Source organism: Enterobacter cloacae complex sp. P14RS (assembly GCF_014895895.1).
Taxonomy (GTDB): domain Bacteria; phylum Pseudomonadota; class Gammaproteobacteria; order Enterobacterales; family Enterobacteriaceae; genus Enterobacter; species Enterobacter bugandensis.
This window is the reverse complement of the sequence record NZ_JADBQM010000017.1, coordinates 16,234-42,519: the sequence shown is the minus strand read 5'-3', so window position 1 is coordinate 42,519 and position 26,286 is coordinate 16,234. Positions and strand designations below refer to the sequence as shown.

Genomic DNA, 26,286 nt, shown 5'->3' with positions numbered 1-26,286 from the left:
TAATTAAACCAGTTAAAATATTACAAAATATTTCCAAAGATCTCTTTATTTTTCAAATGAATTAATAGCTTGAAAGTATTGCGGGTAATTATTATTAAGTATTTCGGGGTTCTATTTTTTAATTTATTTTATTTAGCTATGTTATAATTCAGTGCCCATTTTCGTAACAGGAAAGGATGATGGAACTCATACAGTGGCAGCAGCGCTTTGAATCCTGGCTTGATGAACATCACGCGACCGACGACACCGCGCACGATATTTCACACTTCCGTCGCGTCTGGCTGACGGCGCAGAAAATCATGGTTCATCACCACGTCGACCCGCTGACGATCCTGACCGCCTGCTATTTTCACGACATAGTTAGCCTGCCGAAAAATCATCCTGAACGCAGCCAGTCGTCGCGTCTGGCTGCGCGCAGAACGCGGGACATTCTGCACCGCGATTTCCCTGACTTCCCGTCCGATCGCTATGCCGCCGTGGAGCACGCCATCGAGGCGCACAGTTTCAGCGCCGGCCTGACGCCGTACACGATTGAGGCTAAAATTGTCCAGGATGCAGATCGTCTGGAGGCGCTGGGGGCGATTGGCCTGGCGCGCGTGTTTGCCGTGTCAGGCGCGCTGGGCGTACCGCTTTTTGACGCGGACGATCCGTTTGCCGACGCGCGCCCGCTTGATGACCGGGCGTTTGCGCTCGATCATTTTCAGACCAAGCTGCTGCGCTTGCCAGATACAATGCAAACCGACGTCGGGCGCGAGCTCGCGCAGCACAACGCCGATTTTCTGATTCAGTTTATGGCGAAACTCAGTGCCGAATTACAGGGCGACTGCATCGGGCTGGATAGCCAGATTCAACACCGCTTCCGTCGCAGTTTGCGAAAGTGAACTGTGGTAATCTGTTTCCAGTCTTTATTGCCCGGTTAAAAGAATGCAGGAAAATCGATCAGTGACAGAGCCCGCGCCTGAGCAGGCTGAGAAGTCAACGGCAACGGTGCAGGCATTACTGCGCCAGCTGCTGGATATTTATGACGCTAAAACGCTGGCAAACCAGCTGGTGGCGCACGGCGAGAGCCACTGGAGCCCGGCCATCCTTAAGCGACTGCTGACCAGCGATCGGGCAGGGCGCCGCCTGAGCGAAAGCGAGTTTCGTTTTCTGCAAGATCTGCTTCCGCGGCCGTCTGCCGCGCACCCGAACTATGCCTTCCGCTTTATCGATCTGTTTGCCGGCATCGGTGGCATCCGGCACGGCTTTGAAGCTATCGGCGGTCAGTGCGTGTTTACCAGCGAGTGGAACAAACATGCGGTACGCACCTATAAAGCGAACTGGTACTGCGATCCGCATGAACATCATTTCAACGCCGATATCCGCGACGTTACCCTGAGCCATAAAAGCGGCGTCACGGATGAACAAGCCGCCGAGCACATTCGCCAGACGATTCCGGCGCATGACGTGCTGCTGGCGGGCTTCCCGTGTCAGCCTTTCTCGCTGGCCGGCGTCTCCAAAAAGAATGCCCTCGGGCGCGCCCACGGTTTTGCCTGCGATACGCAGGGAACGCTGTTTTTCGATGTGGCCCGAATCATTGACGCCCGTCGCCCGGCCATATTCGTGCTGGAAAACGTCAAGAACTTAAAGAGCCATGACGGTGGAAAGACCTTCCGCATTATCATGCAGACGCTGGACGAGCTGGGCTATGACGTGGCTGATTCCGAGGACATGGGCGCGGATGACCCGAAAATTATCGACGGGAAACACTTCCTGCCCCAGCATCGCGAACGCATTGTGCTCGTCGGTTTCCGCCGCGATCTCAATCTGAAGGGGGATTTCACCCTGCGGGATATTCCCTCCTTATACCCCGAGCGTCGTCCAACGATTGCCGACCTGCTGGAGCCGGTGGTCGACGCGAAATTTATCCTTACCCCAATCCTGTGGAAATACCTCTACCGCTATGCCAAAAAGCATCAGGCCAAAGGCAACGGCTTCGGGTTTGGCATGGTGAACCCAAACGATCCGCACAGCGTGACCCGCACGCTGTCCGCTCGCTACTATAAAGACGGCGCGGAAATCCTGATCGACAGAGGCTGGGATAAAGCGCTGGGCGAGAAAGATTTCGACGATCCGCAAAACCAGCGTCACCGTCCGCGTCGCCTGACGCCGCGGGAGTGCGCCCGGCTGATGGGCTTTGAAACGCCGCAGGGCTACCGCTTTCGCATTCCGGTTTCGGACACCCAGGCTTACCGTCAGTTTGGCAACTCGGTGGTGGTGCCCGCGTTCGCGGCGGTGGCAAAACTGCTGGCCTCGCGCATCAGACAGGCGGTGGCGCTCCGCCAGGGTGAGGCCGTCAATGACGGACGTTCACGATAAGGCCACGCGGAGCAAAAACATGCGTGCCATCGGCACGCGTGACACCGCGATAGAAAAGCGTCTGGCCGGGCTTCTGACGCAGGCGGGCTTCGACTTTCGCGTGCAGGATCCCGCACTTGCGGGTCGCCCGGATTTCGTCATTGACGCGTATCGGTGCATTATCTTCACCCACGGCTGTTTCTGGCATCATCACGACTGCTACCTGTTTAAAGTTCCGGCGACGCGCACCGATTTCTGGCTGGAGAAGATTGGCAAGAACGTTGAGCGCGACGCGCGCGATCTCGCCACGCTTGTCGCGCAGGGCTGGAGAGTGCTGATCGTCTGGGAATGTGCGCTGAGAGGGCGGTTAAAGCTGAACGATGCCGATCTGAGCGAACGGCTGGAAGAGTGGATCTGCGGCGGCGGCCAGGCCGCGCAGATCGACACCCAGGGGATCCACGCGCTTACGGTTTCTCCACCTCGCAAGGCGTAACCACGGGCTTTGCCGGCAGCAAATATTTGCCTAAGGTCACCAGCACGACGGCAAAAACAATCACCCCTAAAGCTAACCACTCAACCGGAGAGAGCGTTTCACCGCCAAGCCCGGTGCCGAGCAGCACGGCCACGACCGGGTTGACGTAGGCATAGCTGGTGGCAACCGCCGGTGAGACGTTACGGATCAGGAACATATAGGCGTTGATGGCGATGATTGAGCCAAACAGCGCCAGATAGCCTACCGCCAGGAAGCCCGACAACGGCGGCAGGGTAGTCAGCTCCTCTCCCGTCAGGGCTGAGGCCAGCAGCAGCACAATCCCAGCCGCAAGCATCTCTATTGCCCCCGCCATCATGCCGGTCGGCAGTTCGATACGCGAACCGTATACGGAACCAAACGCCCAGCTCATCGAGCCGATAAGGATAATCACTGCGCCCCACGGATTCCCGCTCAGGTTACCGCCGCTGTTAAGCAGAATGATGCCGGCAAGGCCGATGCCAATCCCCAGCCACTCCAGCTTGCGGGTGCGGATGCCGAAAAGGCGGCTGAAGCAGAGGGTAAACAGCGGTACGGTGGCAACGACCACGGCGGCGATCCCTGACGGTACGTTCTGGTGCTCGGCAATGGTCACAAAGCCATTACCGACCGCCAGCAGCAGCAGGCCTATCAGGGCGGCGTTCAGCATTGGGCGGAACGGTGGAAGCTTATGCCCGCGCAGCAGCAGGAAGGCCAGCAGCAGCACACCCGCCGAGAGGAAGCGAATGCCCGCCATCATCAGCGGCGGCCAGCTTTCCACGCCGATGCGAATGACAAAATAGGTGGAACCCCAGATGATATACAGCGAAAAAAGTGCCCCGATAAGCGGAAGCAGTTGCCGGAAACGCATAATCCCTCACGACGAAATAAAAAGGTCGCTGATAGTAAACGCGAAAACTATCGCGCTGGCGAGCCCTTTAATTGTGTTGTTGATGTGAATTTTTTGTTGACGAAAGCTGCCTGTTTCCGCGATTGCGCTTTTGCTCCATACTATTCACTTAATTACCAAAAAAAGAAGGATCACCATTTTGGCAGGAAGTAGCTTATTAACATTGCTGGATGATATTGCCACCTTACTGGATGATATTTCCGTGATGGGGAAACTGGCGGCGAAGAAAACCGCAGGGGTGCTGGGGGACGATCTCTCGCTTAACGCCCAACAGGTGAGCGGGGTACGGGCTAACCGTGAGCTGCCGGTGGTGTGGGGCGTGGCAAAAGGCTCGTTTCTGAACAAAGTGATCCTGGTGCCGCTGGCGCTGCTGATTAGCGCATTCATCCCCTGGGCCATCACGCCGCTGCTGATGATTGGCGGGGCATTCTTGTGCTTCGAAGGCGTGGAGAAGGTCCTGCACTCTTTGAGCTCGCGCAAGCAGAAGGATACCCCGGAGGCGCGCCAGCAGCGCCTTGAAGCGCTTGCCGCGCAGGATCCGAAAGTTTTCGAGCGCGATAAAATCAAAGGCGCCATTCGCACCGACTTCATTCTGTCGGCTGAAATTGTCGCCATTACGCTGGGCATCGTCTCCGATGCGCCGCTGCTGAATCAGGTGTTGATCCTCTCCGGGATCGCCATTCTGGTCACGGTGGGCGTTTACGGCCTGGTCGGGCTGATCGTGAAGCTGGATGATATCGGCTACTGGCTGGAGGAGAAATCCAGCGCGGTGGCTAAAGGCATCGGCAAAGGCTTACTGACGCTGGCGCCGTGGCTGATGAAGAGCTTGTCCGTGGTGGGGACCCTGGCGATGTTCCTCGTGGGCGGCGGCATTGTGGTCCACGGCATTGCGCCGCTGCACCATGCCATCGAACATTTCGCCTCGGCGCAGGGGAGCGTGGGGGCAGCGATTCTGCCCACGCTGCTTAATCTGGTGCTGGGCTTTATCGTTGGCGCTATCGTGGTGGCGGCGGTGAAACTGATCGAAAAAATGCGCGGTACGGGGCACTAATTGTTACCCGTCGCAGGGTGCAAAAAGACCATTCCTCGTCTAAATTGAAACAGTTTCACCCTGATACAGGAGGCAGGTATGGTCTTTTTGGTCAGTGATGAAGTTAAGCCTAAGAAGGGCGGCCCGCGCATGATTGTCACCGGGTATTCCAGCGGAATGGTGGAATGTCGGTGGCATGATGGCTACAGCATTAAGCAGGAAGCCTTTCGTGAAGATGAGCTTCAGCCGGGTGACGGCCAGCGTAAGCACGATCAGGCTTAATCACATAACGCCCGGCTTTGCCGGGCGTTTTTAACTGAAGTACCGGGTGTAAGGCAGTAATCAGGGAGTGTGTGTGCAGCGCGATACCTTTGTTGTAAGACGATCTTTTCTGCAATGGCTGCATAAGCGTAGCAATCCGGGTTTGATTGTTAACCTCTGTTTTATCACTGTTCTGGTGTTTTCAACCCTCCTGACCTGGCGTGAAGTAGTGGTCCTCGAAGAGGCGTATATCTCCAGCCAGCGCAACCACCTGGAAACCGTGGCCAGCTCGCTGGACAGGCAGCTGCAGTACAGCGTGGATAAAATGCTGTTATTTCGTCAGAGCATGCGCGATGCGCTACAGACGCCGCTGGCCTTCAATGTTTTGCACGATGCAGTGTCGCACTTTAACGCATTACGCATGCGTCCCACCTGGCAGCTCCTCGTTGATAGAAATCGCACACTTCCGATTAACGGCGTCTCGGATGCGTTTGTTGAAAAAACGTCGATTCTGAACCGGGACGCTGAACGCATCAGCAATGAAATTTCAGCCGCGCTTGAGGTGGGTTATCTGCTCAGGCTGGCGACGTCGAGCAGGCATAGTGAATCGCGGGTGATCTACGTTTCACGCGCCGGGTTTTATCTTTCGACGGACACGCTAACAGAGGCGAGCGATATTATCCCCCGCTATTATCACCTGGTCACGCAGTCCTGGTTTACCCAGCAGTCGGAACGTAACAATCGCTCCCGCGCGGTGCGCTGGTTTATCTCCACGCCGTCATCCTGGACCGGTGACGAGCGAACGATCACTGCCAGCGTCCCCATCTATTTCAATCGCTACTGGTATGGCGTGGTGGCGATGGATTTTTCGCTGAATACGATGCAACGCCTGCTGGCAGAGGCGACGGACGACCGTACGGAGGGGGAGTATCAGCTGTACGACTCCCGGCTCAATATGATTGCCTCCTCTGAAAAGACAGATAAACAGGTGAACCATTTCGATGAACGCGAACTCGCGCAGATAGCGCAGGCGATCGAGCACGATACTGGTGGTGGCATCCGCCTCGGCAGCCGTTTCATTAGCTGGCAGCGGCTCGATCATTTTGATGGCCTGGTTTTGCGTGTCCATACTCTGCAGGAAGGGGTACAGGGCGACTTCGGCAGCATCAGTATCGTACTGGCATTACTGTGGGCGCTCTTTACCGCGATGCTGCTGATTTCGTGGCTGGTGATCCGCCGGATGGTCAGCAATATGTATACGCTGCAGCACTCGCTCAAGTGGCAGGCCTGGCACGACCCGCTAACCCGCCTGAATAATCGCGGCGCGCTGTTCGAACGCGCGAAACTGCTGGCGAAGAAGTGTCATCAACAGTCGTTGCCGTTCTCGGTCATTCAGTTAGACCTCGACCATTTTAAAAGCGTCAACGATCGATTCGGTCACCAGGCCGGTGATAAGGTGCTTTCCCACTCGGCAGGGCTAATTTCCAGCGCATTGCGTAAAAACGACGTGGCAGGACGCGTGGGCGGGGAAGAATTTTGTATCGTCCTGCCGGGGCTCGGTCTTGAGGAGGCGAGAGGCGTCGCGGAGCGTATTCGCTGCCGAATCAACAGCAAGGAGATTCTGGTGAAGAAGAGTACGACCCTGCGCATCAGCGCGTCACTCGGCGTCAGCAGCGCCCGGGAAAACGAAAATTACGATTTCGAACAGCTGCAGTCCGTGGCGGATGCCCGGTTATATAAAGCTAAACAGGACGGACGTAACCGGGTTGTCTGGCACGATCATGACAAAAAGTGATCCAGCCCCTCCTGCCAGCCGAGCGGTCCCGCCTGCCGGGTGTGATAAACCCGGCGAGGGTTATCGTCCCGTAACGTAATACCCTGCCGGTTTATCCCCTTAATCACCACCGCGAAGTCCACGCTGTCCAGCAGCGGCGCGTCGTTCGGCCCATCGCCGAGCCCCAGGGTCGTGGGTTCAATATTTTCCCGTTCACGGTACTGCGCGATTAGCCAGTTAGCCGCAACGTCCTTACCGCAGCCGGCATCGAGAATATGCCAGAAACGGGCACCCTGCAGGCATTTCAGCCCGCGTTGCGCCAGCGCCGCTTCAAACCGGGCCATGGCTTCGTCGGAATCACGCCAGATGAGCGTGACGGAGGCGTCATGCTTGCGGGCAAGCGCCGCCCGGTAGCGGGTCACCCCCGTCCATTCGCTAATTACGCGTTCGTCCACGTCGTCAAAGGTGGTGAATTTGAAGCCCGCCTGCTGGCGGATTTGCTCAATAAGCGGACGAATCTCCCGGTGCGTCATGCCGTTGATGTGGCGCTGACCCATTTCCCAGCGCACGTCAGGCTGAATCACCGCGCCGTTCTCAGCGATAAACGGTAACCCTTCCAGTCCCAGATCCTGCTGAATATCCAGCATCTCTGCCGCGCTCTTGCTGCTGCAAAGAATCACCGGTACCTGGTTATCCTGCAGTTTATCCAGCCACGGCATCGCGGGCTGCCACTCATAGGAATGAATATCCAGCAGCGATCCATCCAGATCGGAAAAAATCAGCAGGGGACCCCGGAGTGAAAGCATAGTAACTCCCGAAAACGAATGAGCCTTAATCTAAGAATATTCCTAAAAAAATATCTGGGCTTAAACCGGATTGAGAAGAACCGATCCAGCCAAACCCGCATTCGGCGTATGTTGTTGCTCATAACCAAAACGATTATGTTAAAAATATTATATTCGCCGTAAGAATATATGCTTGTCATGAAAAATCGTTGGGGATAGTGTTGTTTGTACATCAGATTTCCTGGTGTAACGAATTTTCAAGTGCTTCTTGCATAAGCAAGTTTTGATCCCGGCCATCCCCATGACCGGGATTTTTTTCGTGCTAACGATTTGCTTCAGACACGCTAAAGTCATGAATATCCAGCTCGAAGGCCTCCGCCAGCTCGCGGTAGGTGTGATAATCCCTCCCGTTAACAATGACGTGGTCCGAACCATCGTTCGTGCGGCGGACTTCTGACTCACTGATCTCATTGATGGCGGCCAGCAGGGCATCGACATCCACCTCGACCTCGCGTTTGATGGTGTCGCTGTACTCTTTATCGGTCTTCATTACGGGGCTCCTCATTAAACCGTGTCCACGGTAAGTATAGACTGCGTATAAAAACGCCATTCACGCCGTGCGGCGATGTGTGTTTTTGCGTTTTGTTCTACACTGGCTCAAAACCAGAGGAGGAATGTATGAAGGTCAACGATCGGGTAACCGTTAAAACGGACGGTGGACCGCGCCGCCCGGGGGTGGTGCTGGCAATTGAAGAGTTTAGTGAAGGCACAATGTACCTGGTCTCACTGGAAGACTACCCGCTCGGCATCTGGTTTTTTAACGAACTGGGGCATCCGGACGGCATTTTTGTTGAGAAAGCGGAGTAGAACGGCGTCGGGTGGCATTGCGCGTGCCCGACCACGTCCGCAAAAGCAAAAATCTCTGGCCAGGCCAGAGATCAAAGGTAGGGTGCAAAGGGGTTTAAGCCACTAACGCATGTTGACGAAAATCCCGTTCGTCACATTATCGGTCAGACGTACCACGTGATAGATCACTTGCTTATTATGCGTTTTAATTTTCCTTTTAATATTTCCTTTGTGTGACGAAACGGTTTTCGCTTTAATATTCATCTGGTCAGAGATCTGAATAGTTCCTTGTCCAGCCATCCACATTCGCAGCATACTTGATTCAGTCCTGCTTAATGAAAGGGTGGGTAAGTTAACCGCTCCTACATTTTTAACTTCTTTATTCAAATAATCACCCAGAATGTCATCCAGCGACTCGGGTTTAATCGACTTAGAACTGATCAATAAATTTTTACGGACCAACAAATACTCATCGAAATGGATATTCGCGATCGCCATAAAAACAATAAACAGGGTTTTTGGATGCTGATTAATGATTTGCTTAATGTGCTGACTGTTGGCTGGATCGTGAATGAAACAGTCCTCATTAATAAACACCACGCCTGGTTTGAGTTCGTCACAAGCGGCTGCGAGTTCTTCAACGGTGTGTGCATCGTTGATGTCTCTCTTTCTTACCCCTCTGCTTGCCAGGTACCCGGTTAACCCTAGCCGGGTGTAGCTGCATAAATCCATAATGATCGTTGACATGGCATACCCTCACTCAATGCGTAACGATAATTCACCATCTGCCTGAGAGCTCAAAACAGCCATACGGGATGGAAAAAAATAATAAACCTGTGAGCATGACAAAGACTTTCAGGCGGACTCACTATCCCGTAAAGTTACGTATAATTTGCCAGGAATCTTCTTAAAGTAAAGTAAATATTAAGTATTGTGAGGTGGTTAGAAACATTTAAACCGCGTCAGATATATCCTGGAAGATGTTTTTCGCGTTTTATTTTAGGAATATCCTCAGAAAGACAATAGCGATCGTGAGGACTATTATTTACGTGGCAATTCGCTGACAATATCCGCTAACAGATTGAATATCTCGCCGAATAAATGTTCACAGAAGGGGGCGATAAGTGGCATCAGTAATGACATTAATAAAATTCCGACCGTCAACGTTAGCGGAAAACCAATCACAAACACCGAGAGCTGCGGAGCCATTCTGTTCAGCAAGCCTAATGCCAGGTTGACGGTGAGCAGCAGCGTTATGATCGGCAGAGCCAGCATCAGACCGTTGAGGAAGATCAGCCCCGCCGCGCGGGTCAGCGCGAGGAAGGCATTGCTGTTGACCGGGTTATCACCGATCGGCAGCGTATGGAAAGTATCCACCAGCATGGAGATGAGCCACAGATGACCGTTGAGCGACAGAAACAGCAGCATGGCGAGCAGATCGATGATGCGCGCCAGCACCGGCATGTTGAGATGGCTGCCGGGATCGACAAACGTGGCGAACGATAGCCCCATCTGCAGGCCAATCAACTCGCCGGCCGTGCGCACGGCGGCGAAGGCGAGCTGCATGGTAAAGCCCACGGCGACGCCAATCATCACCTGCTGTAAAGCGACCCATACCGCGTTAGCCGAGAAGATGGGAATATCCACGGGTGGCAGGGAAGGGGCGACGATAATGGTGATGATAATGCCCAGCCCCACCTTAACGCGCTTGGGGATCGATTTCTCGCTGAGAATGGGGGCGGTGGAGATCAGCGCCAGAATGCGCAGCATCGGCCAAAAATAGACGCCGAGCCACTGAACCCACTGGTCGCTGGTGAAGTGCAGCATCGTCAGGTCAGCCGATGATGTACGGCAGATTGGTAAACAGGTTGCGCATATAGTCCAGCAGCAGGTTCAGCATCCACGGTCCGGCCACGATAATCGCCACGAACACGGCGATGATTTTCGGGATAAACGACAGCGTCATTTCGTTAATCTGCGTGGCAGCCTGAAGAATACTGATAATCAGGCCGGTAACCAGCGCGACAAGCAGCAGCGGCGCGGCAACGGCAATCGCGATTTTCATCGCTTCCGTGCCCATCATCATGACCGATTCGGGTGTCATTGCCGTTCCTTAACTGTAAAAACTTTGCGCCAGCGAGCTGACCAGCAGCTGCCAGCCGTCGACCAGCACAAAAAGCATGATCTTAAAGGGCAGGGCAATGGTGGCGGGCGGTACCATCATCATCCCGAGCGCCATCAGGACGCTGGCGATCACCAGGTCAATAATCAGGAACGGGATAAAGATGGTAAAGCCAATCTGGAACGCGGTTTTCAGCTCGCTGGTGACATAGGCCGGCAGCAGAATGCGCATCGGTACCGCTTCCGGCCCCTGCAGCTCGCCGGTGTTGGACAGGCGGGCGAAGAGCGCCAGGTCCGCCTCGCGCGTCTGGCGCAGCATAAATTCTCGCAGCGGCTGCGCGCCTTTTTCCAGCGCCTCCTGCATCGAAATTTTGTCTTCGCTGAACGGCTGGTAGGCGTCGGTATAAATCTTATCGATCACCGGCGACATGATGAAAAAGGTCAAAAACAGCGCCAGCCCCAGAAGCACCTGGTTTGGCGGCGCCGAAGGGGTGCCCAGCGCGTTTCGCAGCAGACCAAAAACGATGATGATGCGGGTAAAGCTGGTCATCATCAGCAGAATGGCCGGAATAAAGGTCAGCGAGGTGATGAAGACCAGCGTCTGAACCGGGAGCGACCAGCTCTGGCCGCCACCCGCAATCGGCGTGGAGACCAGACCGGGCAGCTGCGCATAAACCGCAGGAGCAAACAGGCCAACGCCCGCAAGCGTCAGGGATAACAAACGGCGCATCAGGTTCTCCCGGAACGCTTAAGCAAACTCTTCATGACGGACTGAAAATCCGCAGGGGCTTGTGCGCGCTCGTCCACCGTGACCGGGGCGGGCGGCAGTTTATGTAATACGTTGATGTTTGAGCCGGTTACGCCCAGTACCAGACGCGCATCTTCCACATCGACGATGACCACGCGTTCGCGCGGCCCAAGCGTCGTGCTGGCGCTGACCTTCAGGCCGCGGGTGCCGGCAGTTTTACCCGCCAGGCCAAAACGCTTTGCCAGCCAGGCGGCGATAAGAATAAAGGCAATAATACCGAACAGCGCCCCGCTCACCTGGAGCAGCGGGGAGCCGGGAACGGCGGAAGGCTGTGATATTGTTGCCTGGGTTTTCATGCTTAACGGCTCAGACGACGCATGCGTTCAGACGGGGTGATGATGTCGGTGATGCGCACGCCGTATTTATCGGCAACCACCACCACTTCACCCTGGGCAATCAGATAACCGTTGATCAGAATATCCAGCGGCTCGCCGGCCAGGCCGTCAAGGGCCACAACTGAACCCTGCGTGAGGCGCAGCAGCTCTTTAATGGTCATCCGGGTGCGTCCCAGTTCAACGGTCAGCTTAACCGGGATGTCCATAATCAGGTCGATGTCCTGCAGCGTGCCGCTGACATCGCCGCCGCCTAACTGCTGGAATACCGCGTCCGCCGCGCTTTTTGTCGGAGTCGTTTTTTGCTCGTTTAACGCGTCAGCCCACAGATCGTCCAGTGCTCCGCTGTTTTCATCGGACGGATTGTTCATGTCACTCATTTGGGCTGTTCCTCATTCAGCGAATTCAAAATCGGGTTGATCAAGTGCTCAACGCGTAACGCATACTGACCGTTAATCGTGCCGTACTGGCTTGTAAGTACGGGGACACCATCTACGTGGGCAATAATGCGGTCGGGTTTGTCTATCGGCAAAACGTCGCCGGGTTGTAATTTCAGGATCTGGGATAACCGCATCGAAATGTCGGCAAAGTTCGCCACCAGCTCCAGCTGCGAGTGCTGCACCTGGCGTACCAGGTTTTCACGCCAGTTCTGATCTTCGTTGCGTGAGTTCTCCAGCGGCGGGTTAACCAGCAGCTCGCGCAGCGGTTCAATCATGCTGAACGGCAGGCAGATGTTGAACTCACCGGTCAGGTTACCGATCTCCACGTGGAACGGCGTATTGACGACGATATCGTTCGGGGAGGTGGTGATATTGGTAAATTTCACCTGCATCTCAGAACGGACGTACTCCACTTCCAGCGGGTTAATCGCTTTCCACGCGTCGCTGTAGGATTCCAGCGCCAGCTTCAGCATGCGGTTAATGACGCGCTGCTCGGTGTGGGTAAATTCACGACCTTCCACTTTGGTCGGAAAACGCCCGTCGCCGCCGAACAGGTTATCCACCGCAATGAACACCAGACTTGGGGAAAACACCACCAGACCGGTGCCGCGCAGCGGCTTCAGATGAATCAGGTTAAGGTTGGTTGGCACCGGCAGGTTGCGGGCAAACTCATGATACGGCTGGATGCGGATCGCACCGACCGTGATATCCGGGCTACGACGCAGCAGGTTAAACAGCCCCATACGGAACTGACGTGCAAAACGTTCGTTAATGATCTCCAGCGCCTGCAGACGTTCACGTACCACGCGACGCTGGGTATTGGGATCGTAAGGACGAATATTATCGTCGCCGGTGAGACCCGGTTGCGGGTCGTCACTCTTATCGCTGTCGCCGTTAAGCAACGCGTCGATTTCTGCCTGAGAAAGAATACTGTCGCCCATGTCGTTACCGCAGAATAAAGGCTGTGTACAGAACGTCAGTGACTTCCTGCTTAGGTTGACCGTTTACCAGCGGGGTGGCCAGCGTCTGCTTGATGGCGTCGACCAGCTTTTGCTTACCCACGTCGGTAGCCAGCGCGGAGGCGTCCTGACGAGAAAACAGCAGGAGAAGGCGGCTACGCACTTCCGGCAGATAATCGTTCAGGCGCGCGCGGGTTGCTTCGTCCTTCAGGCGCAGCGTAATACCGACATACAGCACGCGATCCGCATCACCGAGGTTAACGGTGAAGGTGTCCAGAGGGAAAAAGACCGGCGCCGGCGGTGGGGCAGGTTCGGCTTTGGCCGCAGCGGTTGAAGGTTCCTGCTGCATACGCCAGTAACTATAGCCCGCGGTAGCGCAGGCGGCGAGCGTGATCAACACCAGCAGCGGGATCCAGATGGAACGCTTGCTTTTTTTGGTGATAGCGGAGTCTGTCATCTGATACGAGCTTCCTGTTTCGGTACAGCTTAATAAGGTGATTATCCCGTGTCCTGCCGTCGTCAAAGCGTGGAAAAGACGAGGATAATCACGCTACCTCTGGCGTTTAGGCGAAGATGTCTACGGCACCGTTACCCCGCGCCGCGGATTGCAGGGCGGCAGGGGTCGGCAGGAGCTCATCGCTCTCTTCATTAAAACCGCCGTGCTGGCCCGGGCGTGAAGCATGGTGCTGCTGGGATGAAGACTGCTGTTGCCCGGCAAAGCTCTCGCTGCTGACGCTGCTTTGAGAAAGCTGAATGCCGTTTTCCGCCAGCGAGGTCCGCAGGACCGGCAGCGCGGCTTCCAGCGCCGCGCGTACGTGGCTGTGCGCAGAGACCATCTGCAGCTGTGCCTGGTTATCGTCCAGCTTGAGCGAGATTTGCACCTGGCCCAGATCTTCCGGGTGCAGGCGCAGTTCCGCCGTCTGCTGGCCCTGCTTAGTGAACAGGGTGATGTGCTGGCTCAGGGACTGCTGCCATTCATGTGTGCCCAGAGGCTGGCTTAGCACCGGGGCGGTGGCAACGGTAGCGGCAGGCTGGCTGGCCGCATGGCTGGAGATAATCGGCGCCAGGGTAGCGGTCGGCGAAGATGACGAAGAGGCGCTGGCGAAGTCCTGTTTCTCAGCGGCTGCGGCCACGACCGGTGTGGCTGGCGCGTTGGCGGCGAGATCCGGACCGTTGTTCTTCGCCTGGCTCTGATAGGACGCAGAAAGCTGCGCTTCATCATGGCTTCCCGCAGGCGCGTTCAGGGACGGCGGCTGTCCCGCACCGTTTTGCGAAAGCGTTGCTGAACTCAGCGCCGAGGTGGCTTGAACGCCGTCGCTGACTGCCGCACGAGAGGCGATCGTCTGCTGGTGCGGCAGCATCGCCATCAGCGCGCTTAGCCCCGCCAGCTCTTCTTCGCTCAGCTCGGTTTTAGCGTCATCTTTACCGTTGGCCGCAGTGAGCGTCTTAAGCGCGTCGCCCTTTGACAGCGGTACCAGCCCGGAGACCAACGTTTCAAGTGGCGCGGACTCCGTCGTTTCAACGCCATTCAACGCAGGCTGACGCGAGAGCAGGTCGGCAATTTTGGCCTGCAGAGCGGTATCGCCTTTGGCCTCCTGCGCGACCTTCGACAGCTTGCTGCCGGCGGCTTTCAGATCCGCCAGGGTGAGCGGCGCATCGTTGCCCTTGCCCGTTGCATCCGTCAGGGCGCCCGCCAGCAGGGAGAGAAAGTCCTGTGCACCCTCAGTGCCTTTCCCTGTTTGCATCCCGCCTGACAGGTCGCTGTCGCTCATCAGCAGTTGTTGCAGTGTGATCATTCCGGTTTCCTCATTGATGCGCGCTGGGCAAACTCATCCATTTTCTTCTGGTCCAGGCGGTTTTCCGCCAGGGTCGAGGCTGCAATCTGCCGGTCCTGTAAGGTCTGCCAGGCCTGCAGCCGCTGTTTTTTCTCGCGCCAGAAATTCAGCGCGGTATCGACTTTTTGGGTCCACTGGTTTAGCTGCTGGCGGTGCTGCTCTATCGCCTTCTCGAGCGTCTGGATAAACTGCTGATAGTTAATCCAGCGCTGGCTGCCAATGCCCTGCGTCATATCGGTATTGAGGTTGGTGCGATATTCATGCTGATAGTCGATTAACATCTTCAACTGTTCTTCAGCCTGCTGGCACCCGCGTCGCATTGCGCCAAGCTGCAATGCGGCATCATCAACTTCTTTTTCAGCCAGATCTTTCAGCGTTGATAACGCGCTGTTTTGCGCCATGACCTTCGCCCTCCACCTGTGTTACACCTGCGGGAAAATCAGCTCCAGCGCCTGGATTGAATCTTCCCAGTCGGCACGCTCAAAAATGCCCTGTTGTAAAAACGCCTCCAGCTGCGGCCACAGGCTAATCGCCTTGTCGAGCATCGGGTCGCTGCCTTTGGCATACGCCCCCACGCTGACCAGATCGCGGTTGCGCTGGAAGCTGGAAAGCAGTTGTTTGAAGTTACGCACGCGGGCGTAGTGCTTCTCGGTAATCAATGCCGTCATCGCACGGCTGATGGACGCTTCAATATCAATCGCCGGGTAGTGCCCGGCTTCGGCCAGGCGGCGCGACAGCACGATATGGCCGTCCAGGATCGCGCGCGCGGAGTCGGCAATCGGGTCCTGCTGGTCGTCGCCCTCGGTCAGCACCGTATAGAACGCGGTGATGGAGCCGCCGCCGCTGATGCCATTACCCGCACGCTCTACCAGCGCCGGAAGTTTGGCGAAGACCGAAGGCGGATAGCCTTTGGTGGCCGGCGGCTCGCCGATGGCCAGCGCAATTTCACGCTGCGCCATCGCGTAGCGGGTGAGGGAGTCCATGATCAGAAGCACGTGCTTGCCGCGGTCACGAAAATCTTCGGCGATACGGGTTGCGTAGGCGGCACCCTGCATACGCAGCAGCGGCGACACGTCCGCCGGCGCGGCTATCACCACCGAGCGGGCGCGGCCTTCCGCACCCAGAATGTTTTCAATAAAGTCTTTTACTTCGCGACCACGCTCGCCGATCAGGCCCACGACAATCACGTCGGCCTGGGTATAGCGCGCCATCATGCCGAGCAGGACGGATTTCCCGACGCCGGAACCGGCGAACAGGCCCATGCGCTGTCCGCGCCCTACGGTGAGGAGGGCGTTAATCGGACGCACGCCGGTATCCAGCACGTGCTCAATAGGGGTACGCTGCAGGGGGTTGAACGGCTGGGTAATCAGCGCGCCGGTTTCGGTGGTGTCCGGCGCGGGCAGGCCATCCAGCGGCTTCCCGCTGCCGTCCAGCACGCGGCCGAGCAGGGCAGGGCCAAGCGGCAGCTGTTTCCCGCTTTGCAGCCCGTCGCCGCTGATGTTTTTCGCGTAAACGCGCGCGCCGGGCAGTATGCCTTCCACCTCTTCAAGCGGCATCAGGAACAGGCGCTGGCCGTTAAACCCGACCACTTCGCTTTCCACTTCACGCGTTTCCTGCCCATCCTGACGCTCAATGACGCAGGTCGCACCCAGGGGAAGCTGCAGGCCGGTGGCCTCCAGTACCAGACCGGTGGCGCGCGTCAGTCGCCCATAACGACGAACAGATGGCAGTTGCGCCATCTTCGTCTCAAAGTTGTCGAGCGTGGTGAGCCAGCGGGTAAGGCGTGCGGTCATCAGACGACTCCCGGTGCCGCCAGGCGACACAGTTCCTGCCAGCGGGTGGCGACGCTGGCATCCAGGTCGCCTTCATCGGCAGAGACTTTGCATCCGCCGTGGTGTAAGGATGGGTCGCCGCGCAGACGCCAGCCGTGCAGGCTAAGCGTTGCGCCCAGGCTCTCTTCAACGCGCTGCAGATCGTCCGGGTGGACGCGCAGCTGCGGTTTGCCGCTGAACAGCGGCTCCTGCTGAAGCAGACCCTGAATTTGTTTAATCAGCGCGGTGTTATCCACCACGGGCGTCTGGCCGATAACCTGACGCGCCGCCTCCAGCGCCATCTGCATCAGACGCGAGGCAATCACGCTGTCGAGCGCGTCCAGCGTGTGCTGGAACTCGCTGACCAGCTGCTGCATGCGGGCATGGATCGGCGCCTGCTGCTGGCGTGCCTGATCGATGCCGTGCTCTAACCCTTTCGCCAGGCCTTCCTGGTACCCCAGATCGTGCCCCTTCTGGCGGCCTTCGTTCAGACCGGCGTTATAGCCCTGCTCGTGCGCCTGCATTTGTAGCTGCGCCAGCATCTGCGCTTGCTGCTCCTCTTCGCTCAGCTCGGGCTGTTCAACGTCCGCGTCGGGCTCTGCGGGCGAGACCACCGCGGGCGTGAATTCGGCAAGGGGAGGGGCCAGATCGTCCGGCGTCCAGCGCTTCCACGACAGCTCATTAGACATAGGTGTCGTCTCCGCTGCCAATCACCATCTCGCCGGTTTCCGCCAGACGACGAACGATAAGCAGGATGGCTTTCTGTTCGTTTTCCACCTGAGACAGACGCACCGGGCCGCGGTTGGCAAGGTCGTCGCGCAGGATATCGGCCGCACGCTGGGACATGTTGCGCAGGAACTTCTCGCGCAGCGGCTGTTCGGCGCCTTTGAGGGCGATAAGCAGCGACTCGGAATCCACTTCCTGGAGCAGGCGCTGGATGCTGCGGTCGTCCACTTCGACGAGGTTTTCGAACAGGAACATCTCGTCGATGATTTTCTGCGCCAGCTCGCCGTCGAATTCGCGAACCGCCGAAATAACGGCTTCTTCCTGCTGCGTTTTCATCAGGTTGATAATTTCCGCCGCCGTTCTCACGCCGCCCATTTTGCTGCGCTTGAGGTTCTGGCCGTCGAGCAGGTTGTTTAGCACTTCGGTCAGCTCCGCCAGCGCGGCCGGCTGAACGCCGCCGAAGGTGGCGATACGCAGCATCACATCGTGACGCAGGCGCTCTTCGAACAGGGCCAGAATATCCGCCGCCTGACCACGTTTGAGGTGAACCAGGATGGTGGCGATAATCTGCGGGTGCTCGTCGCGAATCAGGTCGGCGGCACTCTGCGGCTCCATAAAGTTGAGCGTTTCGATACCGCTGGCGGTATCGCGGGTTTCCAGAATGTCTTCCAGCAGGCTGGCGGCACGCTCTTCGCCCAGCGCCTTGACCAGCACGGAGCGCAGGTAGTCGTTGGCGTTGACGTTCAGCGCGGCAAACTGTTCGGCTTCCTGTTCAAACTCTGACAGCACTTCGGTCAGCTGTTTGTTGGAGATTTGACGCACGTTGGCCATCGCCGCACTGAGAATTTGCACTTCTCGCTGGGAGAGGTGTTTAAACACCTCTGCCGCGCGATCTTCGCCAATGGTCATCAGCAGGATGACGCTTTTATCGGTGCCCGTAAGCGTATTACTCATGTTCGTTACCCATCCACTGGCGGATGACCAGCGCCACGACGCGCGGATCGTTATCTGACATTTCGCGAATGCGCTGGCTCATCACCTCAGCGCCCATGCGCTGGTTAGCACGACGCTGCTGCATCTGTTCATCTTTGCTGAGGCGAACTTCAACCGCTTCTTCCGTTTCCTGACGCGTATTCATCTGCTCGCGCGCCGCTTTTTCGGCTTCCGCACGACGCTGGATCTGAGGACGAACGCCCTTACGCCACAGCAGCCACGCGACAATCAGCACCAGCAGCCAGCGGCCTGCGGACATCAGCTGGTCGATAAACGCCTGCTGTTGCCAGAACGGCAGTTCACCGCCGGTCTCTTCAACCGAGTTAAACGGAGAGTTCACCACGTTGAGGGTATCGCCGCGCTTCTCGGAGTAGCCCATCGCTTCGCGGGTCAGGTTCTCAATCTGCTTCATCTGCTCGGCGGTTAACGGCAACGGTTTGCCGTCCGGCAGGGTTTTGTAGTTCACCACCACCGCAACGGAAAGACGCTGAATATCGCCCACGTTCAGCTTAGTGTGGCGGATCGTTCGGTCCACTTCATAGTTCGTGGTTTCGTTACGGCTGCTGGAGCGCGGACCGGCGTTATTGGTCGTTGAGGTGGTCTGCTGATTATTTTGCTGACCGTTCTGCTGGTTGGCAGGCGGCGTGGAAATCGGCGCCGCGTTTGCCGGTGCTGGCTGGTTAGAGAGCGCGCCCGGCACGCCGCCAGGGTAGGCCCCGCCGATCTGTTCGCTGGAGTTGATCTGGCGCGAACGCATGACCGCCTGAGCCGCATCGCCGTTCGGGCTGTATTGCTCTTCGGTTTGTTCTTTATTAGAGAAGTCAATCTGCGCGGTCACCTGGGCGTGCACGTTGCTGTTGCCCACCACCGGGCCGAGGATCGCTTCGATACGGCGCTGGAGACGGCTTTCAACGTCGGCGGCGTATTTCAGCTGCGCGTCGTTCAGGTCACGCCCGGCGGTATTGGATTGCGTCAGCAGGTGTCCGCTTTGATCCACCAGCGTCACGTTACCCGGCGGCAGGCCGGCGACGGCGCTGGAGACGAGATGCGTTACCGCGCTGATTTGCCCTTCGTCCAGCGCGCGGCCGGGTTCGAGGTTCACGGTAACGGAGGCTGAAGGGGATTTCTGTTCACGAACAAATAAAGAGGGTTTAGGCATTGCCAGGTGCACGCGGGCACTCTTTACCGGGCCTAACGTTTCAATGGTGCGGGCCAGCTCGCCTTCCAGCGCACGCTGGTAGTTCACTTGCTCGCTGAACTGGCTGATGCCGAATTTTTCCTGGTCCAGCAGCTCAAAGCCGACCGCGCCGCCCTTTGGCAGGCCCTGCTGTGCCAGGCGCAGACGAAGCTCGTGCACTTTATCCGCCGGTACCTCAAGCGCACCGCCATTATCGGCAAAGCGATACGGGATGTTCATCTGGGTAAGCTGGGTGACGATGGCGCCGCCATCCTGATCGGAAAGGTTGCTGTAGAGCGTGCGGTAATCAGGGCTTTTCGCCCATAAAACCATCGCTACAAGGATCGCAATTGCGGCAGCGCCTGCCACGATCAACGGGATTTTAGGATTCGCGCGAAGGCGGTTCATCCACTCGAGTGATTTATTTTGTGGCGCTGTCGATGCTGTTGCACTCATTGCGCACCTCTTAAATCCTGGTGGTTTACGTTATTCGTGTAGAGAAACAAAACTGACTCCCGGGTCGGCAAACACGACAAAAGTTCCATATTGATGGCCCTGCCATTATTTGACGATTCCGGATTTTCTATGCGTCAAATAACCTGGTTTTTTCACGCTATTTACCGCCATTATCTTATTGACAAGCTGTTAGTCTTGACCGCGTAAAAAACCATCCAGGGGAGAGTCATGGCTATACAGGGCATTGAAGGGGTCATCAGTCAGTTGCAGGCAACGGCGATGACGGCCCGTAATCAGAATGTGGCAGAACAGCAGCCGACCATCAGCTTTGCGGGGCAACTGCATGCCGCTCTTGACCGTATCAGCGATACCCAGACCGCTGCGCGTACGCAGGCGGAGAAGTTCACCCTCGGCGAGCCGGGCGTGGCGCTCAATGATGTGATGACCGATTTGCAAAAAGCCTCGGTTTCCCTGCAGATGGGGATCCAGGTGCGTAACAAGCTGGTGTCGGCGTATCAGGAAGTGATGGGGATGCAGGTTTAAGCCCCCCTCGATCTTCGCTGGCAGCCTCAGCGCTTTAATGCCACAATATTTTTTTCTTCGAATGCAGGAAAGATGATGAAAAAAATAGCAATTGCTGGCGCGCTGCTGGCACTGACCGGGTGCGTTCAGGTCGATAACTATAATGACGTGATCAAGCATCCCGTCCCGGCGAACCTGGCGGGATACTGGCAGTCGAAAGGGCCGCAGAGCAGTCTGGTCAGCCCTGAAGCGATTGCCACACTGGTGGTGACGGAAGAGGGCGATACGCTGGACTGCCGCCAGTGGCAGCGCGTGATTGCCGTACCGGGTAAGATCATGCTGCGTTCAGACAGCTATTATAACGTCACACGCAAGCTGGATATCTATCCGCTGGATCGCGACGGCGCTACGCTTGAGTATGATGGGATGGAGTTGCAGAAGGTTGACCGCCCAACGGTGGAATGTGCGGATTACCTGAGCAAGAATCCGCTGGAGAGTAAACTGCCCTAAGGGTAAAAGCAAAACGGCAACCTCGTTGCCGTTTTTGGTGTTTGCGCCCTCTCCCTGTGGGAGAGGGACGGGGTGAGGGCATCAGGCCGCACGTTTCCCGTTCTACAACGCATCCTCAATCACCCACACGCTGACACTTCCCCCTTTACAGGTAAAGGTGCCTTCGCCATCCGCCGCGGTGGTGACCGTTTCTTCACGATTGCCGAGGAAATCACGCCACGTTTTGTTGCCGTAGTTTTCCCCCAGGCAAATCACCTTCTCGCCGTCATCGCCGTTCGACATCACCACCACGCAGCCGGGATCGTCCTCGGTGCCGCTGCGGCTGAAGGCGATGCAGTTTGGATGGTCAAAAAACAGCGTCTGCACGCCGTGGGCAAAGCGCTGGCGGGCGAGGATAAGCTCGTGAAGCTGCTCAATCACCGGCATGTCGATGTGATAGGTCTCACCGTCACCTCCCGTATCGTCATAGCTTGCGCCGAACAGATCCGGATAGAAGACGCTCGGCACGCCGTTTTCCCGCAGCAGGATCAGCGCGTACGCCAGCGGTTTAAACCAGGCTTCGACCGGCGCTTCCAGCGCCTGCAGAGGCTGCGTGTCATGGTTCGCGACGAGGGTGACCGCATGGAACGGGTCGGCCTCCACCAGCGTGCCGGTGAAGATCTGGCTCATGTCGTAATCCCGGCCCTGACGTGACGCCTCGTGGAATTTCATCTGCAGCGGGGCATCAAACAGCATGGTTTTCCCCTCGACCTGGTCAATATAGGCCTGCAGTTTGTCAACCTCGTGGGACCAGTATTCCGCCACGATAAACAACGGCTGTTCGGCGACCTCCTGAACGTGCTCAATCCACTCTTTGTAAAACCAGGCGGGAATATGCTTGACGGCGTCCAGACGAAAACCGTCGCAGCGCGTCTGTTCCATGACCCAGCGGGCCCAGTATTTGATCTCCTCGGTGACGGCGTGATTGCGAAAGTCGATGTTTTCGCCCATCAGGTAATCGAAGTTACCCATCTCATCATCGACCTGGTCATTCCAGCCTTCGCCGGTATAGTCGTTGAGGATTTTAAAGATCCCGTCTTCATCCGGGTTTTCAATATGGTCGACGCCGCTGAAGCATTTGTAATCCCAGATGAACTGCGAATACTGCCCGGCCCGGACGGGGAAGGTATAGCGTGTCCAGGCTTCGCACTCGATGATCTCGCCATCGATTTGCGTGCGGTCCTGTTCATTCACGCGCTGAACGCGGACAGGCTCTTTCTCATCCGCCCCCATTTTGTGGTTAACCACTACGTCCAGCAGTACGGCAATGTCGTTGCTTTTGAGGGCGTCGATGGCCTCCAGCAGCTGCGCTTTATCGCCATATTTCGTGGCGATGCTGCCTTTCTGATCGAACTCGCCGAGGTCAAACAGATCGTAAGAGTCATAGCCAACCGAATACCCGCCGGAAGCCCCTTTATACGCGGGCGGCAGCCAGATCATATTGATGCCGATTTCATTAAGATTGGGGGCTAACGCTGTGACTTCTCGCCACAATTCACCGCCAGCGGGGTAATACCAGTGAAAGCATTGTAACAGGGTGGGGTTTTTCATCGTCCGTGCTCCAGAAGCCATATGGCAGACTTCTGGAGTATGGATGAAGAAATCATAATTGTGTGTCGCGGGTAACACTTTCTGGATAAAGAATATTCCCTGACAGCTTTCCATAGGTAGATGTGATGGATTGCTGTTTGCCGGTCTGATCGATGAGATTACGCAGTTCGTCCATCCGCACTTTCAGCAGCGCCTTTAACGTATTCTCATTGTCGAGGATCATCTCCAGCAGCGCACGCGCTTGCTCAACCTGAGCCGGGGGGCATGACATGATGGGCGTTTGCGAAATCCTTTCCACCAGTTGAACGTAATGCATTTCCTGCTCAATAAGCGCATCCCATTGACCAGAATGTGCGAGATTTAGCATAGCAATGCTCTGAGCATGTAACGCCTGCCAGTGGCTAAGCGCTGCGCTGGGATTATTCATCAAAATTATCCTGAAATAGAGGACGCATTGGGGCCGATTTGCTTCCACGCATCCGCAATGTTGTTTAATAAACCCTCGACTTCAACAATTGCGTCTACGTCATTACTGACGTTCGCCAGTAATAAACGTCGAACCATATATTCGTACAAGGAGGCAAGATTACTGGACAGCTCGCTCTCAACCTCCATGTTCAGTCCTGCTTTTAAACCGTTGTCGATGATGTTAATGGCTTTGGATAAAGCTTCGCCTTTTTCACGAATTTGTCCGGCTTCCATGAACAAACGCGCGCGGACGAGGGCGCTATGCGCCCCGTCGAACAACATGACAATCAGCTGGTGTGGACTGGCATTCATAACTGCGCTTTCTACTCCTATCTGCTGATAGGATTGAACACCAGAGGTCTTATACATATCCACTCCTGAAGGCTACGACTATTTTTGTGAGAACTGTTGGGTCAGATAGTTGGCCGTACTGGTCATTTTGGTGACTAATACGTCCAGGCTGGTGAACTGCGCTTTGTAACGCGCCATGGTGGCATCAATAGTAGCTTCCATAGAATCGTAACGTTCGCCCAGAGTTTTCAGCGTTTTGTTAATACCGTCTTTCGCGTTCTGGATCACGCCCGCGCTGCCGGTGCTGGTGCTGAGCATGGTGGTCAGCGTGTTGTTCATCTGGGTCGCCAGACCGGTTTTCTTTCCGTCACCGATAAAGTACTGCTGTACGGCGGTTGGATTGTCGGTCAGCGCTTTTTTCAGCTTATCGGTATCCACTTTGAGGTTACCGACCGTACCGTCTGCACCTTTCACCGGATCCTGGGTAATCCCCAGCTGAGCCATGATCTGAACGGAGCCGGCCTGAACTTCGGTCAGCAGACCGCGCAGCTGAGACTGGATCCCGCGCACGTTTGCATCACCCACCAGCGCGCCGTTGCTGGTGGACTGGCTGCCAGAACCTGCGTCGACCGGCACATATTTGGTCAGGCTATTAATAGTGGACTGCAGCGAGTTATACGCGGTGACCCAGTCGGTTACGGCTTTCTGGTTCGCATCCGTGGCGCGCGTTACTTCCAGCATTTCATCCGCTTTACTTTCTGCCTTCACGGTGAAGGTCATCCCCGGCAGCGCATCGGAGATGGTGTTCGATTGACGCTCAATCTTGATGTCGTTCACAACGACAATCGCGTTCTGGGCCGCGGTATTTACCGCCAGCGTGCCGGTTTTAGCGGTTGAGTCGTAGCCGATTACGCTTTGCAGCTTGTCGTCCCCGGTGACGCTGATGGTCATCTCGCCATCCGTACCGGTGGTTTTCGAGGAGAGCATCAGGCGGTAATCGCCGTCTTTCGCCTTGATTACGCTGGCGGTGACGTTGCCGTTCGCTTTATTAATCGCGCTCGCGATCCCGGCAAGCGACGTATCGCCATCGGCCAGGTTCACCTCTAAAGGCGTTTTTGTCCCCGGCTGGGTAATCGTAATTTTACGCGTCGTGCCGCTCGTATCGCCCAGCAGCTCCGTGTTGGTGGCATAGGAGCCCGTCGTGAGCGCCTGTGCTTTTGCCACCTGGTTGACATTAACCACATAAGAGCCGACGGATGCGTCTGCGGTCGTGGTTGCCGTAAAGGCCGTGTTGGTACTGCTTACGGCGGTTGAGTTCCATGTGGTCGCTTTACCCAGCGCAGCGGTCGCAGTCTGCAGCGAGGTCATGGCACTCTGCAGCTTGCCGTACGCGCTTAACTGTGCGTTATACGTTGATTGCTGGGTAGTAATCGTCGTCAGCTTGGTTCGTTCTGCTGCATCCAACTGATTATATAATTCCCCGAGTCCTGCAGAACCTATCCCGAGGTTACTGATAGTAGCCATGCATATTTTCCTTAAATACGAAAGTAGTTCAGGACTCTTATCGGCCTCGAATAGTAAAAGTTTACGATGGTGAGAAAAAAATAATCCAAAGAATAGGCATGTCCTGGCGCGTTAAATGAAACGATTGCACTTTGGGACGATTTTTAGTGCGTCAATAACACAGATAAGTGTGTGCCTTTTTTGGCATATTCCGCGTAATAAAAAGCCGTAAATAATAACCTTATGATGAACCTTAATTGATTTTTTAAAAATAAAACCATTAATAATCATTGAGTTATAATTTTTTCGAAATTGATTCTAAAGTCTTTTCGGGACCCGTCGATAACCTTGTTGACGGTGAGAGACGCTGTGAGTGTTAGGCACCGGACCTAAAACCCAATTTTTGAAGGAAAGAAAATTATGGCAGTTATCAATACTAACCTGTTGTCCCTGACTACTCAGAACAACCTGAACAAATCTCAGTCTTCTCTGGGCACTGCTATTGAGCGTCTGTCTTCAGGTCTGCGTATCAACAGCGCGAAAGATGATGCCGCTGGCCAGGCGATTGCAAACCGCATGACCGCTCAGATCAAAGGCATGACTCAGGCAGCACGTAACGCCAACGACGGTATCTCCATGGCGCAGACTGCTGAAGGTTCCCTGAACGAAATCAACAACAACCTGCAGCGCGTTCGTGAACTGGCTGTTCAGGCAAGCAACGGCACCAACAGCACGTCTGACCTGGCTTCTCTGCAGGATGAAGTTACCGCTCGTCTGGCTGAAATCAACCGTGTTGCCAGCAAAACTGACTTCAACGGCATCAAACTGCTGGACGGTTCTGCAGGTACTGCTGGCGTGGTTAAAATTCAGGTTGGCGTGAACGACGGCGACACCATCGATCTGGACCTGAGCGGTGCTAAAGCTGACACCACGACTCTGGGCGTGAACGCTATCGACCTGAAAGCAATGACTGCGACCGATCTGGACACCATTGACAAAGCTATCGCTAAAGTTGATACCGCTCGTTCCGGTCTGGGTGCTGTGCAGAACCGCTTCACTTCTGCAATCAACAACCTGAACAACACCTCTAACAACCTGTCTGCTGCTCAGTCCCGTATCCAGGACGCTGACTACGCAACTGAAGTTTCCAACATGTCCCGCGCGCAGATCCTGCAGCAGGCTGGTACTTCTGTTCTGTCCCAGGCAAACCAGGTTCCACAGACCGTTCTGTCTCTGCTGCGTTAATTTTACGCATCAAACCCCGCTTCGGCGGGGTTTTTTTGTCTCTGAATT

30 protein-coding genes and 1 pseudogene are annotated in these 26,286 nt (G+C 56.0%); 10 read left to right on the top strand and 21 right to left on the bottom strand.

Features of this window, described 5'->3' with window-relative positions; translation table 11 throughout:
* Nucleotides 1-179 precede the first annotated feature (179 nt).
* From IM295_RS14535 to IM295_RS14525, 3 genes are all read left to right on the top strand, one after another.
* The gene (locus IM295_RS14535) at nucleotides 180-881 is read left to right on the top strand and encodes a phosphohydrolase (protein ID WP_045260359.1); all 702 of its coding nucleotides are present in this window, start codon (nucleotides 180-182) and stop codon (nucleotides 879-881) included.
* Nucleotides 882-942: 61 nt separating this feature from the next.
* Complete coding sequence (locus tag IM295_RS14530; protein WP_367117819.1) at nucleotides 943-2,358, top strand: DNA cytosine methyltransferase; 1,416 nt, start codon at nucleotides 943-945, stop codon at nucleotides 2,356-2,358.
* Nucleotides 2,339-2,830: a very short patch repair endonuclease gene (locus tag IM295_RS14525; protein WP_041909351.1), complete on the top strand. Its 492-nt coding sequence runs from the start codon at nucleotides 2,339-2,341 to the stop codon at nucleotides 2,828-2,830. The genes IM295_RS14530 and IM295_RS14525 overlap by 20 nt, the downstream gene beginning before the upstream one ends.
* Here the strand turns inward: IM295_RS14525 and yedA are convergent.
* Nucleotides 2,802-3,716: a drug/metabolite exporter YedA gene (gene yedA, locus IM295_RS14520; protein ID WP_045260356.1), complete on the bottom strand. Its 915-nt coding sequence runs from the start codon at nucleotides 3,714-3,716 to the stop codon at nucleotides 2,802-2,804. The two genes, IM295_RS14525 and yedA, sit on opposite strands and share 29 nt — an antisense overlap.
* Before the next feature lie 178 nt (nucleotides 3,717-3,894).
* Between yedA and IM295_RS14515 the strand changes: the two genes are divergently transcribed.
* From IM295_RS14515 to dgcQ, 3 genes are all read left to right on the top strand, one after another.
* Nucleotides 3,895-4,806, top strand: coding sequence for a DUF808 domain-containing protein (locus IM295_RS14515; RefSeq protein ID WP_193066862.1), 912 nt, complete (start codon nucleotides 3,895-3,897; stop codon nucleotides 4,804-4,806).
* A 78-nt stretch (nucleotides 4,807-4,884) separates the two neighbouring features.
* The gene (locus IM295_RS14510) at nucleotides 4,885-5,067 is read left to right on the top strand and encodes a YodC family protein (RefSeq protein WP_028013710.1); all 183 of its coding nucleotides are present in this window, start codon (nucleotides 4,885-4,887) and stop codon (nucleotides 5,065-5,067) included.
* 73 nt (nucleotides 5,068-5,140) lie between these two features.
* Complete coding sequence (dgcQ, locus tag IM295_RS14505) at nucleotides 5,141-6,841, top strand: cellulose biosynthesis regulator diguanylate cyclase DgcQ (RefSeq protein ID WP_126818444.1); 1,701 nt, start codon at nucleotides 5,141-5,143, stop codon at nucleotides 6,839-6,841.
* On the opposite strand, the gene IM295_RS14500 is transcribed toward dgcQ, so the two are convergent.
* Nucleotides 6,826-7,626 (bottom strand): mannosyl-3-phosphoglycerate phosphatase-related protein, encoded by an 801-nt coding sequence (locus tag IM295_RS14500; protein ID WP_193066861.1) that lies wholly within the window; start codon nucleotides 7,624-7,626, stop codon nucleotides 6,826-6,828. The genes dgcQ and IM295_RS14500 overlap by 16 nt on opposite strands.
* 301 nt (nucleotides 7,627-7,927) lie before the next feature.
* Nucleotides 7,928-8,155, bottom strand: coding sequence for a YodD family peroxide/acid resistance protein (gene yodD, locus IM295_RS14495; RefSeq protein WP_028013707.1), 228 nt, complete (start codon nucleotides 8,153-8,155; stop codon nucleotides 7,928-7,930).
* 128 nt (nucleotides 8,156-8,283) lie between these two features.
* Here yodD and dsrB point away from each other — a divergent pair, with 128 nt between their 5' ends.
* Entirely contained in the window at nucleotides 8,284-8,472 is a 189-nt protein-coding gene (dsrB, locus tag IM295_RS14490; RefSeq protein ID WP_013097741.1) for a protein DsrB, read from the top strand.
* Between the two features lie 102 nt (nucleotides 8,473-8,574).
* Here dsrB and rcsA read toward each other — a convergent pair whose 3' ends face one another.
* From rcsA to fliF, 14 genes and pseudogenes are all read right to left on the bottom strand, one after another.
* Nucleotides 8,575-9,198, bottom strand: a complete 624-nt coding sequence (gene rcsA / locus IM295_RS14485; protein ID WP_013097740.1) for a transcriptional regulator RcsA — start codon at nucleotides 9,196-9,198, stop codon at nucleotides 8,575-8,577.
* Between the two features lie 287 nt (nucleotides 9,199-9,485).
* Nucleotides 9,486-10,278: pseudogene (gene fliR, locus IM295_RS14480) on the bottom strand (flagellar biosynthetic protein FliR); the annotation flags it as partial.
* 7 nt (nucleotides 10,279-10,285) lie between these two features.
* On the bottom strand, nucleotides 10,286-10,555 hold the full coding sequence (gene fliQ, locus IM295_RS14475) for a flagellar biosynthesis protein FliQ (RefSeq protein ID WP_008500315.1): 270 nt from the start codon (nucleotides 10,553-10,555) through the stop codon (nucleotides 10,286-10,288).
* 9 nt (nucleotides 10,556-10,564) lie between these two features.
* On the bottom strand, nucleotides 10,565-11,302 hold the full coding sequence (fliP, locus tag IM295_RS14470; protein ID WP_028013705.1) for a flagellar type III secretion system pore protein FliP: 738 nt from the start codon (nucleotides 11,300-11,302) through the stop codon (nucleotides 10,565-10,567).
* On the bottom strand, nucleotides 11,302-11,676 hold the full coding sequence (gene fliO, locus IM295_RS14465) for a flagellar biosynthetic protein FliO (protein ID WP_045260352.1): 375 nt from the start codon (nucleotides 11,674-11,676) through the stop codon (nucleotides 11,302-11,304). Before fliO ends, fliP begins: the two co-directional genes overlap by 1 nt.
* Nucleotides 11,677-11,678: 2 nt before the next feature.
* Nucleotides 11,679-12,092, bottom strand: a complete 414-nt coding sequence (gene fliN, locus IM295_RS14460; RefSeq protein ID WP_003859592.1) for a flagellar motor switch protein FliN — start codon at nucleotides 12,090-12,092, stop codon at nucleotides 11,679-11,681.
* Nucleotides 12,089-13,093, bottom strand: a complete 1,005-nt coding sequence (fliM, locus tag IM295_RS14455) for a flagellar motor switch protein FliM (protein WP_028013703.1) — start codon at nucleotides 13,091-13,093, stop codon at nucleotides 12,089-12,091. The genes fliN and fliM overlap by 4 nt, the downstream gene beginning before the upstream one ends.
* A gap of 4 nt (nucleotides 13,094-13,097) precedes the next feature.
* Nucleotides 13,098-13,568 carry a flagellar basal body-associated protein FliL gene (gene fliL, locus IM295_RS14450; protein ID WP_021241388.1) on the bottom strand — a complete coding sequence of 157 codons (471 nt, stop codon included), beginning with the start codon at nucleotides 13,566-13,568 and terminating at the stop codon, nucleotides 13,098-13,100.
* A gap of 106 nt (nucleotides 13,569-13,674) precedes the next feature.
* A complete protein-coding gene (gene fliK / locus IM295_RS14445; protein WP_193066860.1) occupies nucleotides 13,675-14,907 on the bottom strand; it encodes a flagellar hook length control protein FliK in 1,233 nt (410 codons plus the stop codon).
* The gene (fliJ, locus tag IM295_RS14440; RefSeq protein WP_006811155.1) at nucleotides 14,904-15,347 is read right to left on the bottom strand and encodes a flagellar export protein FliJ; all 444 of its coding nucleotides are present in this window, start codon (nucleotides 15,345-15,347) and stop codon (nucleotides 14,904-14,906) included. Before fliJ ends, fliK begins: the two co-directional genes overlap by 4 nt.
* 21 nt (nucleotides 15,348-15,368) lie before the next feature.
* Nucleotides 15,369-16,739 carry a flagellar protein export ATPase FliI gene (fliI, locus tag IM295_RS14435; protein ID WP_023330814.1) on the bottom strand — a complete coding sequence of 457 codons (1,371 nt, stop codon included), beginning with the start codon at nucleotides 16,737-16,739 and terminating at the stop codon, nucleotides 15,369-15,371.
* Nucleotides 16,739-17,446 (bottom strand): flagellar assembly protein FliH, encoded by a 708-nt coding sequence (gene fliH / locus IM295_RS14430; RefSeq protein ID WP_045260350.1) that lies wholly within the window; start codon nucleotides 17,444-17,446, stop codon nucleotides 16,739-16,741. The genes fliI and fliH overlap by 1 nt, the downstream gene beginning before the upstream one ends.
* Nucleotides 17,439-18,437: a flagellar motor switch protein FliG gene (gene fliG / locus IM295_RS14425; protein ID WP_014832476.1), complete on the bottom strand. Its 999-nt coding sequence runs from the start codon at nucleotides 18,435-18,437 to the stop codon at nucleotides 17,439-17,441. The genes fliH and fliG overlap by 8 nt, the downstream gene beginning before the upstream one ends.
* The gene (gene fliF, locus IM295_RS14420; protein WP_193066859.1) at nucleotides 18,430-20,109 is read right to left on the bottom strand and encodes a flagellar basal-body MS-ring/collar protein FliF; all 1,680 of its coding nucleotides are present in this window, start codon (nucleotides 20,107-20,109) and stop codon (nucleotides 18,430-18,432) included. The genes fliG and fliF overlap by 8 nt, the downstream gene beginning before the upstream one ends.
* Before the next feature lie 228 nt (nucleotides 20,110-20,337).
* Here fliF and fliE point away from each other — a divergent pair, with 228 nt between their 5' ends.
* Complete coding sequence (gene fliE / locus IM295_RS14415; protein WP_013097729.1) at nucleotides 20,338-20,652, top strand: flagellar hook-basal body complex protein FliE; 315 nt, start codon at nucleotides 20,338-20,340, stop codon at nucleotides 20,650-20,652.
* 75 nt (nucleotides 20,653-20,727) lie between these two features.
* A complete protein-coding gene (gene yedD, locus IM295_RS14410) occupies nucleotides 20,728-21,141 on the top strand; it encodes a lipoprotein YedD (protein ID WP_045260349.1) in 414 nt (137 codons plus the stop codon).
* A 102-nt stretch (nucleotides 21,142-21,243) separates the two neighbouring features.
* Here the strand turns inward: yedD and amyA are convergent, their stop codons facing one another.
* Genes amyA through fliD form a run of 4 tightly spaced genes read right to left on the bottom strand, consistent with a single transcriptional unit; the run spans nucleotide 21,244 to nucleotide 25,014 of the window.
* Entirely contained in the window at nucleotides 21,244-22,731 is a 1,488-nt protein-coding gene (amyA, locus tag IM295_RS14405; RefSeq protein WP_126818450.1) for an alpha-amylase, read from the bottom strand.
* A 52-nt stretch (nucleotides 22,732-22,783) separates the two neighbouring features.
* On the bottom strand, nucleotides 22,784-23,158 hold the full coding sequence (gene fliT / locus IM295_RS14400; protein ID WP_045260347.1) for a flagella biosynthesis regulatory protein FliT: 375 nt from the start codon (nucleotides 23,156-23,158) through the stop codon (nucleotides 22,784-22,786).
* Between the two features lie 5 nt (nucleotides 23,159-23,163).
* The gene (gene fliS / locus IM295_RS14395) at nucleotides 23,164-23,568 is read right to left on the bottom strand and encodes a flagellar export chaperone FliS (RefSeq protein WP_045260346.1); all 405 of its coding nucleotides are present in this window, start codon (nucleotides 23,566-23,568) and stop codon (nucleotides 23,164-23,166) included.
* Between the two features lie 21 nt (nucleotides 23,569-23,589).
* Entirely contained in the window at nucleotides 23,590-25,014 is a 1,425-nt protein-coding gene (gene fliD, locus IM295_RS14390) for a flagellar filament capping protein FliD (RefSeq protein ID WP_226859490.1), read from the bottom strand.
* Nucleotides 25,015-25,413: 399 nt separating this feature from the next.
* Between fliD and IM295_RS14385 the strand changes: the two genes are divergently transcribed.
* On the top strand, nucleotides 25,414-26,238 hold the full coding sequence (locus IM295_RS14385) for a flagellin (RefSeq protein WP_047362882.1): 825 nt from the start codon (nucleotides 25,414-25,416) through the stop codon (nucleotides 26,236-26,238).
* Nucleotides 26,239-26,286: the final 48 nt, after the last annotated feature.

Coding starts and splice junctions, on each gene's coding strand:
- IM295_RS14535 (WP_045260359.1), top strand. CDS start 180: ATGGAACTCATACAGTGGCAGCAGCGCTTTGAATCCTGGCTTGATGAA.
- IM295_RS14525 (WP_041909351.1), top strand. CDS start 2,339: ATGACGGACGTTCACGATAAGGCCACGCGGAGCAAAAACATGCGTGCC.
- yedA (WP_045260356.1), bottom strand. CDS start 3,716: ATGCGTTTCCGGCAACTGCTTCCGCTTATCGGGGCACTTTTTTCGCTG.
- IM295_RS14510 (WP_028013710.1), top strand. CDS start 4,885: ATGGTCTTTTTGGTCAGTGATGAAGTTAAGCCTAAGAAGGGCGGCCCG.
- IM295_RS14500 (WP_193066861.1), bottom strand. CDS start 7,626: ATGCTTTCACTCCGGGGTCCCCTGCTGATTTTTTCCGATCTGGATGGA.
- yodD (WP_028013707.1), bottom strand. CDS start 8,155: ATGAAGACCGATAAAGAGTACAGCGACACCATCAAACGCGAGGTCGAG.
- dsrB (WP_013097741.1), top strand. CDS start 8,284: ATGAAGGTCAACGATCGGGTAACCGTTAAAACGGACGGTGGACCGCGC.
- rcsA (WP_013097740.1), bottom strand. CDS start 9,198: ATGTCAACGATCATTATGGATTTATGCAGCTACACCCGGCTAGGGTTA.
- fliQ (WP_008500315.1), bottom strand. CDS start 10,555: ATGACACCCGAATCGGTCATGATGATGGGCACGGAAGCGATGAAAATC.
- fliP (WP_028013705.1), bottom strand. CDS start 11,302: ATGCGCCGTTTGTTATCCCTGACGCTTGCGGGCGTTGGCCTGTTTGCT.
- fliO (WP_045260352.1), bottom strand. CDS start 11,676: ATGAAAACCCAGGCAACAATATCACAGCCTTCCGCCGTTCCCGGCTCC.
- fliN (WP_003859592.1), bottom strand. CDS start 12,092: ATGAGTGACATGAACAATCCGTCCGATGAAAACAGCGGAGCACTGGAC.
- fliM (WP_028013703.1), bottom strand. CDS start 13,093: ATGGGCGACAGTATTCTTTCTCAGGCAGAAATCGACGCGTTGCTTAAC.
- fliL (WP_021241388.1), bottom strand. CDS start 13,568: ATGACAGACTCCGCTATCACCAAAAAAAGCAAGCGTTCCATCTGGATC.
- fliK (WP_193066860.1), bottom strand. CDS start 14,907: ATGATCACACTGCAACAACTGCTGATGAGCGACAGCGACCTGTCAGGC.
- fliJ (WP_006811155.1), bottom strand. CDS start 15,347: ATGGCGCAAAACAGCGCGTTATCAACGCTGAAAGATCTGGCTGAAAAA.
- fliI (WP_023330814.1), bottom strand. CDS start 16,739: ATGACCGCACGCCTTACCCGCTGGCTCACCACGCTCGACAACTTTGAG.
- fliH (WP_045260350.1), bottom strand. CDS start 17,446: ATGTCTAATGAGCTGTCGTGGAAGCGCTGGACGCCGGACGATCTGGCC.
- fliG (WP_014832476.1), bottom strand. CDS start 18,437: ATGAGTAATACGCTTACGGGCACCGATAAAAGCGTCATCCTGCTGATG.
- fliF (WP_193066859.1), bottom strand. CDS start 20,109: ATGAGTGCAACAGCATCGACAGCGCCACAAAATAAATCACTCGAGTGG.
- fliE (WP_013097729.1), top strand. CDS start 20,338: ATGGCTATACAGGGCATTGAAGGGGTCATCAGTCAGTTGCAGGCAACG.
- yedD (WP_045260349.1), top strand. CDS start 20,728: ATGAAAAAAATAGCAATTGCTGGCGCGCTGCTGGCACTGACCGGGTGC.
- amyA (WP_126818450.1), bottom strand. CDS start 22,731: ATGAAAAACCCCACCCTGTTACAATGCTTTCACTGGTATTACCCCGCT.
- fliT (WP_045260347.1), bottom strand. CDS start 23,158: ATGAATAATCCCAGCGCAGCGCTTAGCCACTGGCAGGCGTTACATGCT.
- fliS (WP_045260346.1), bottom strand. CDS start 23,568: ATGTATAAGACCTCTGGTGTTCAATCCTATCAGCAGATAGGAGTAGAA.
- fliD (WP_226859490.1), bottom strand. CDS start 25,014: ATGGCTACTATCAGTAACCTCGGGATAGGTTCTGCAGGACTCGGGGAA.
- IM295_RS14385 (WP_047362882.1), top strand. CDS start 25,414: ATGGCAGTTATCAATACTAACCTGTTGTCCCTGACTACTCAGAACAAC.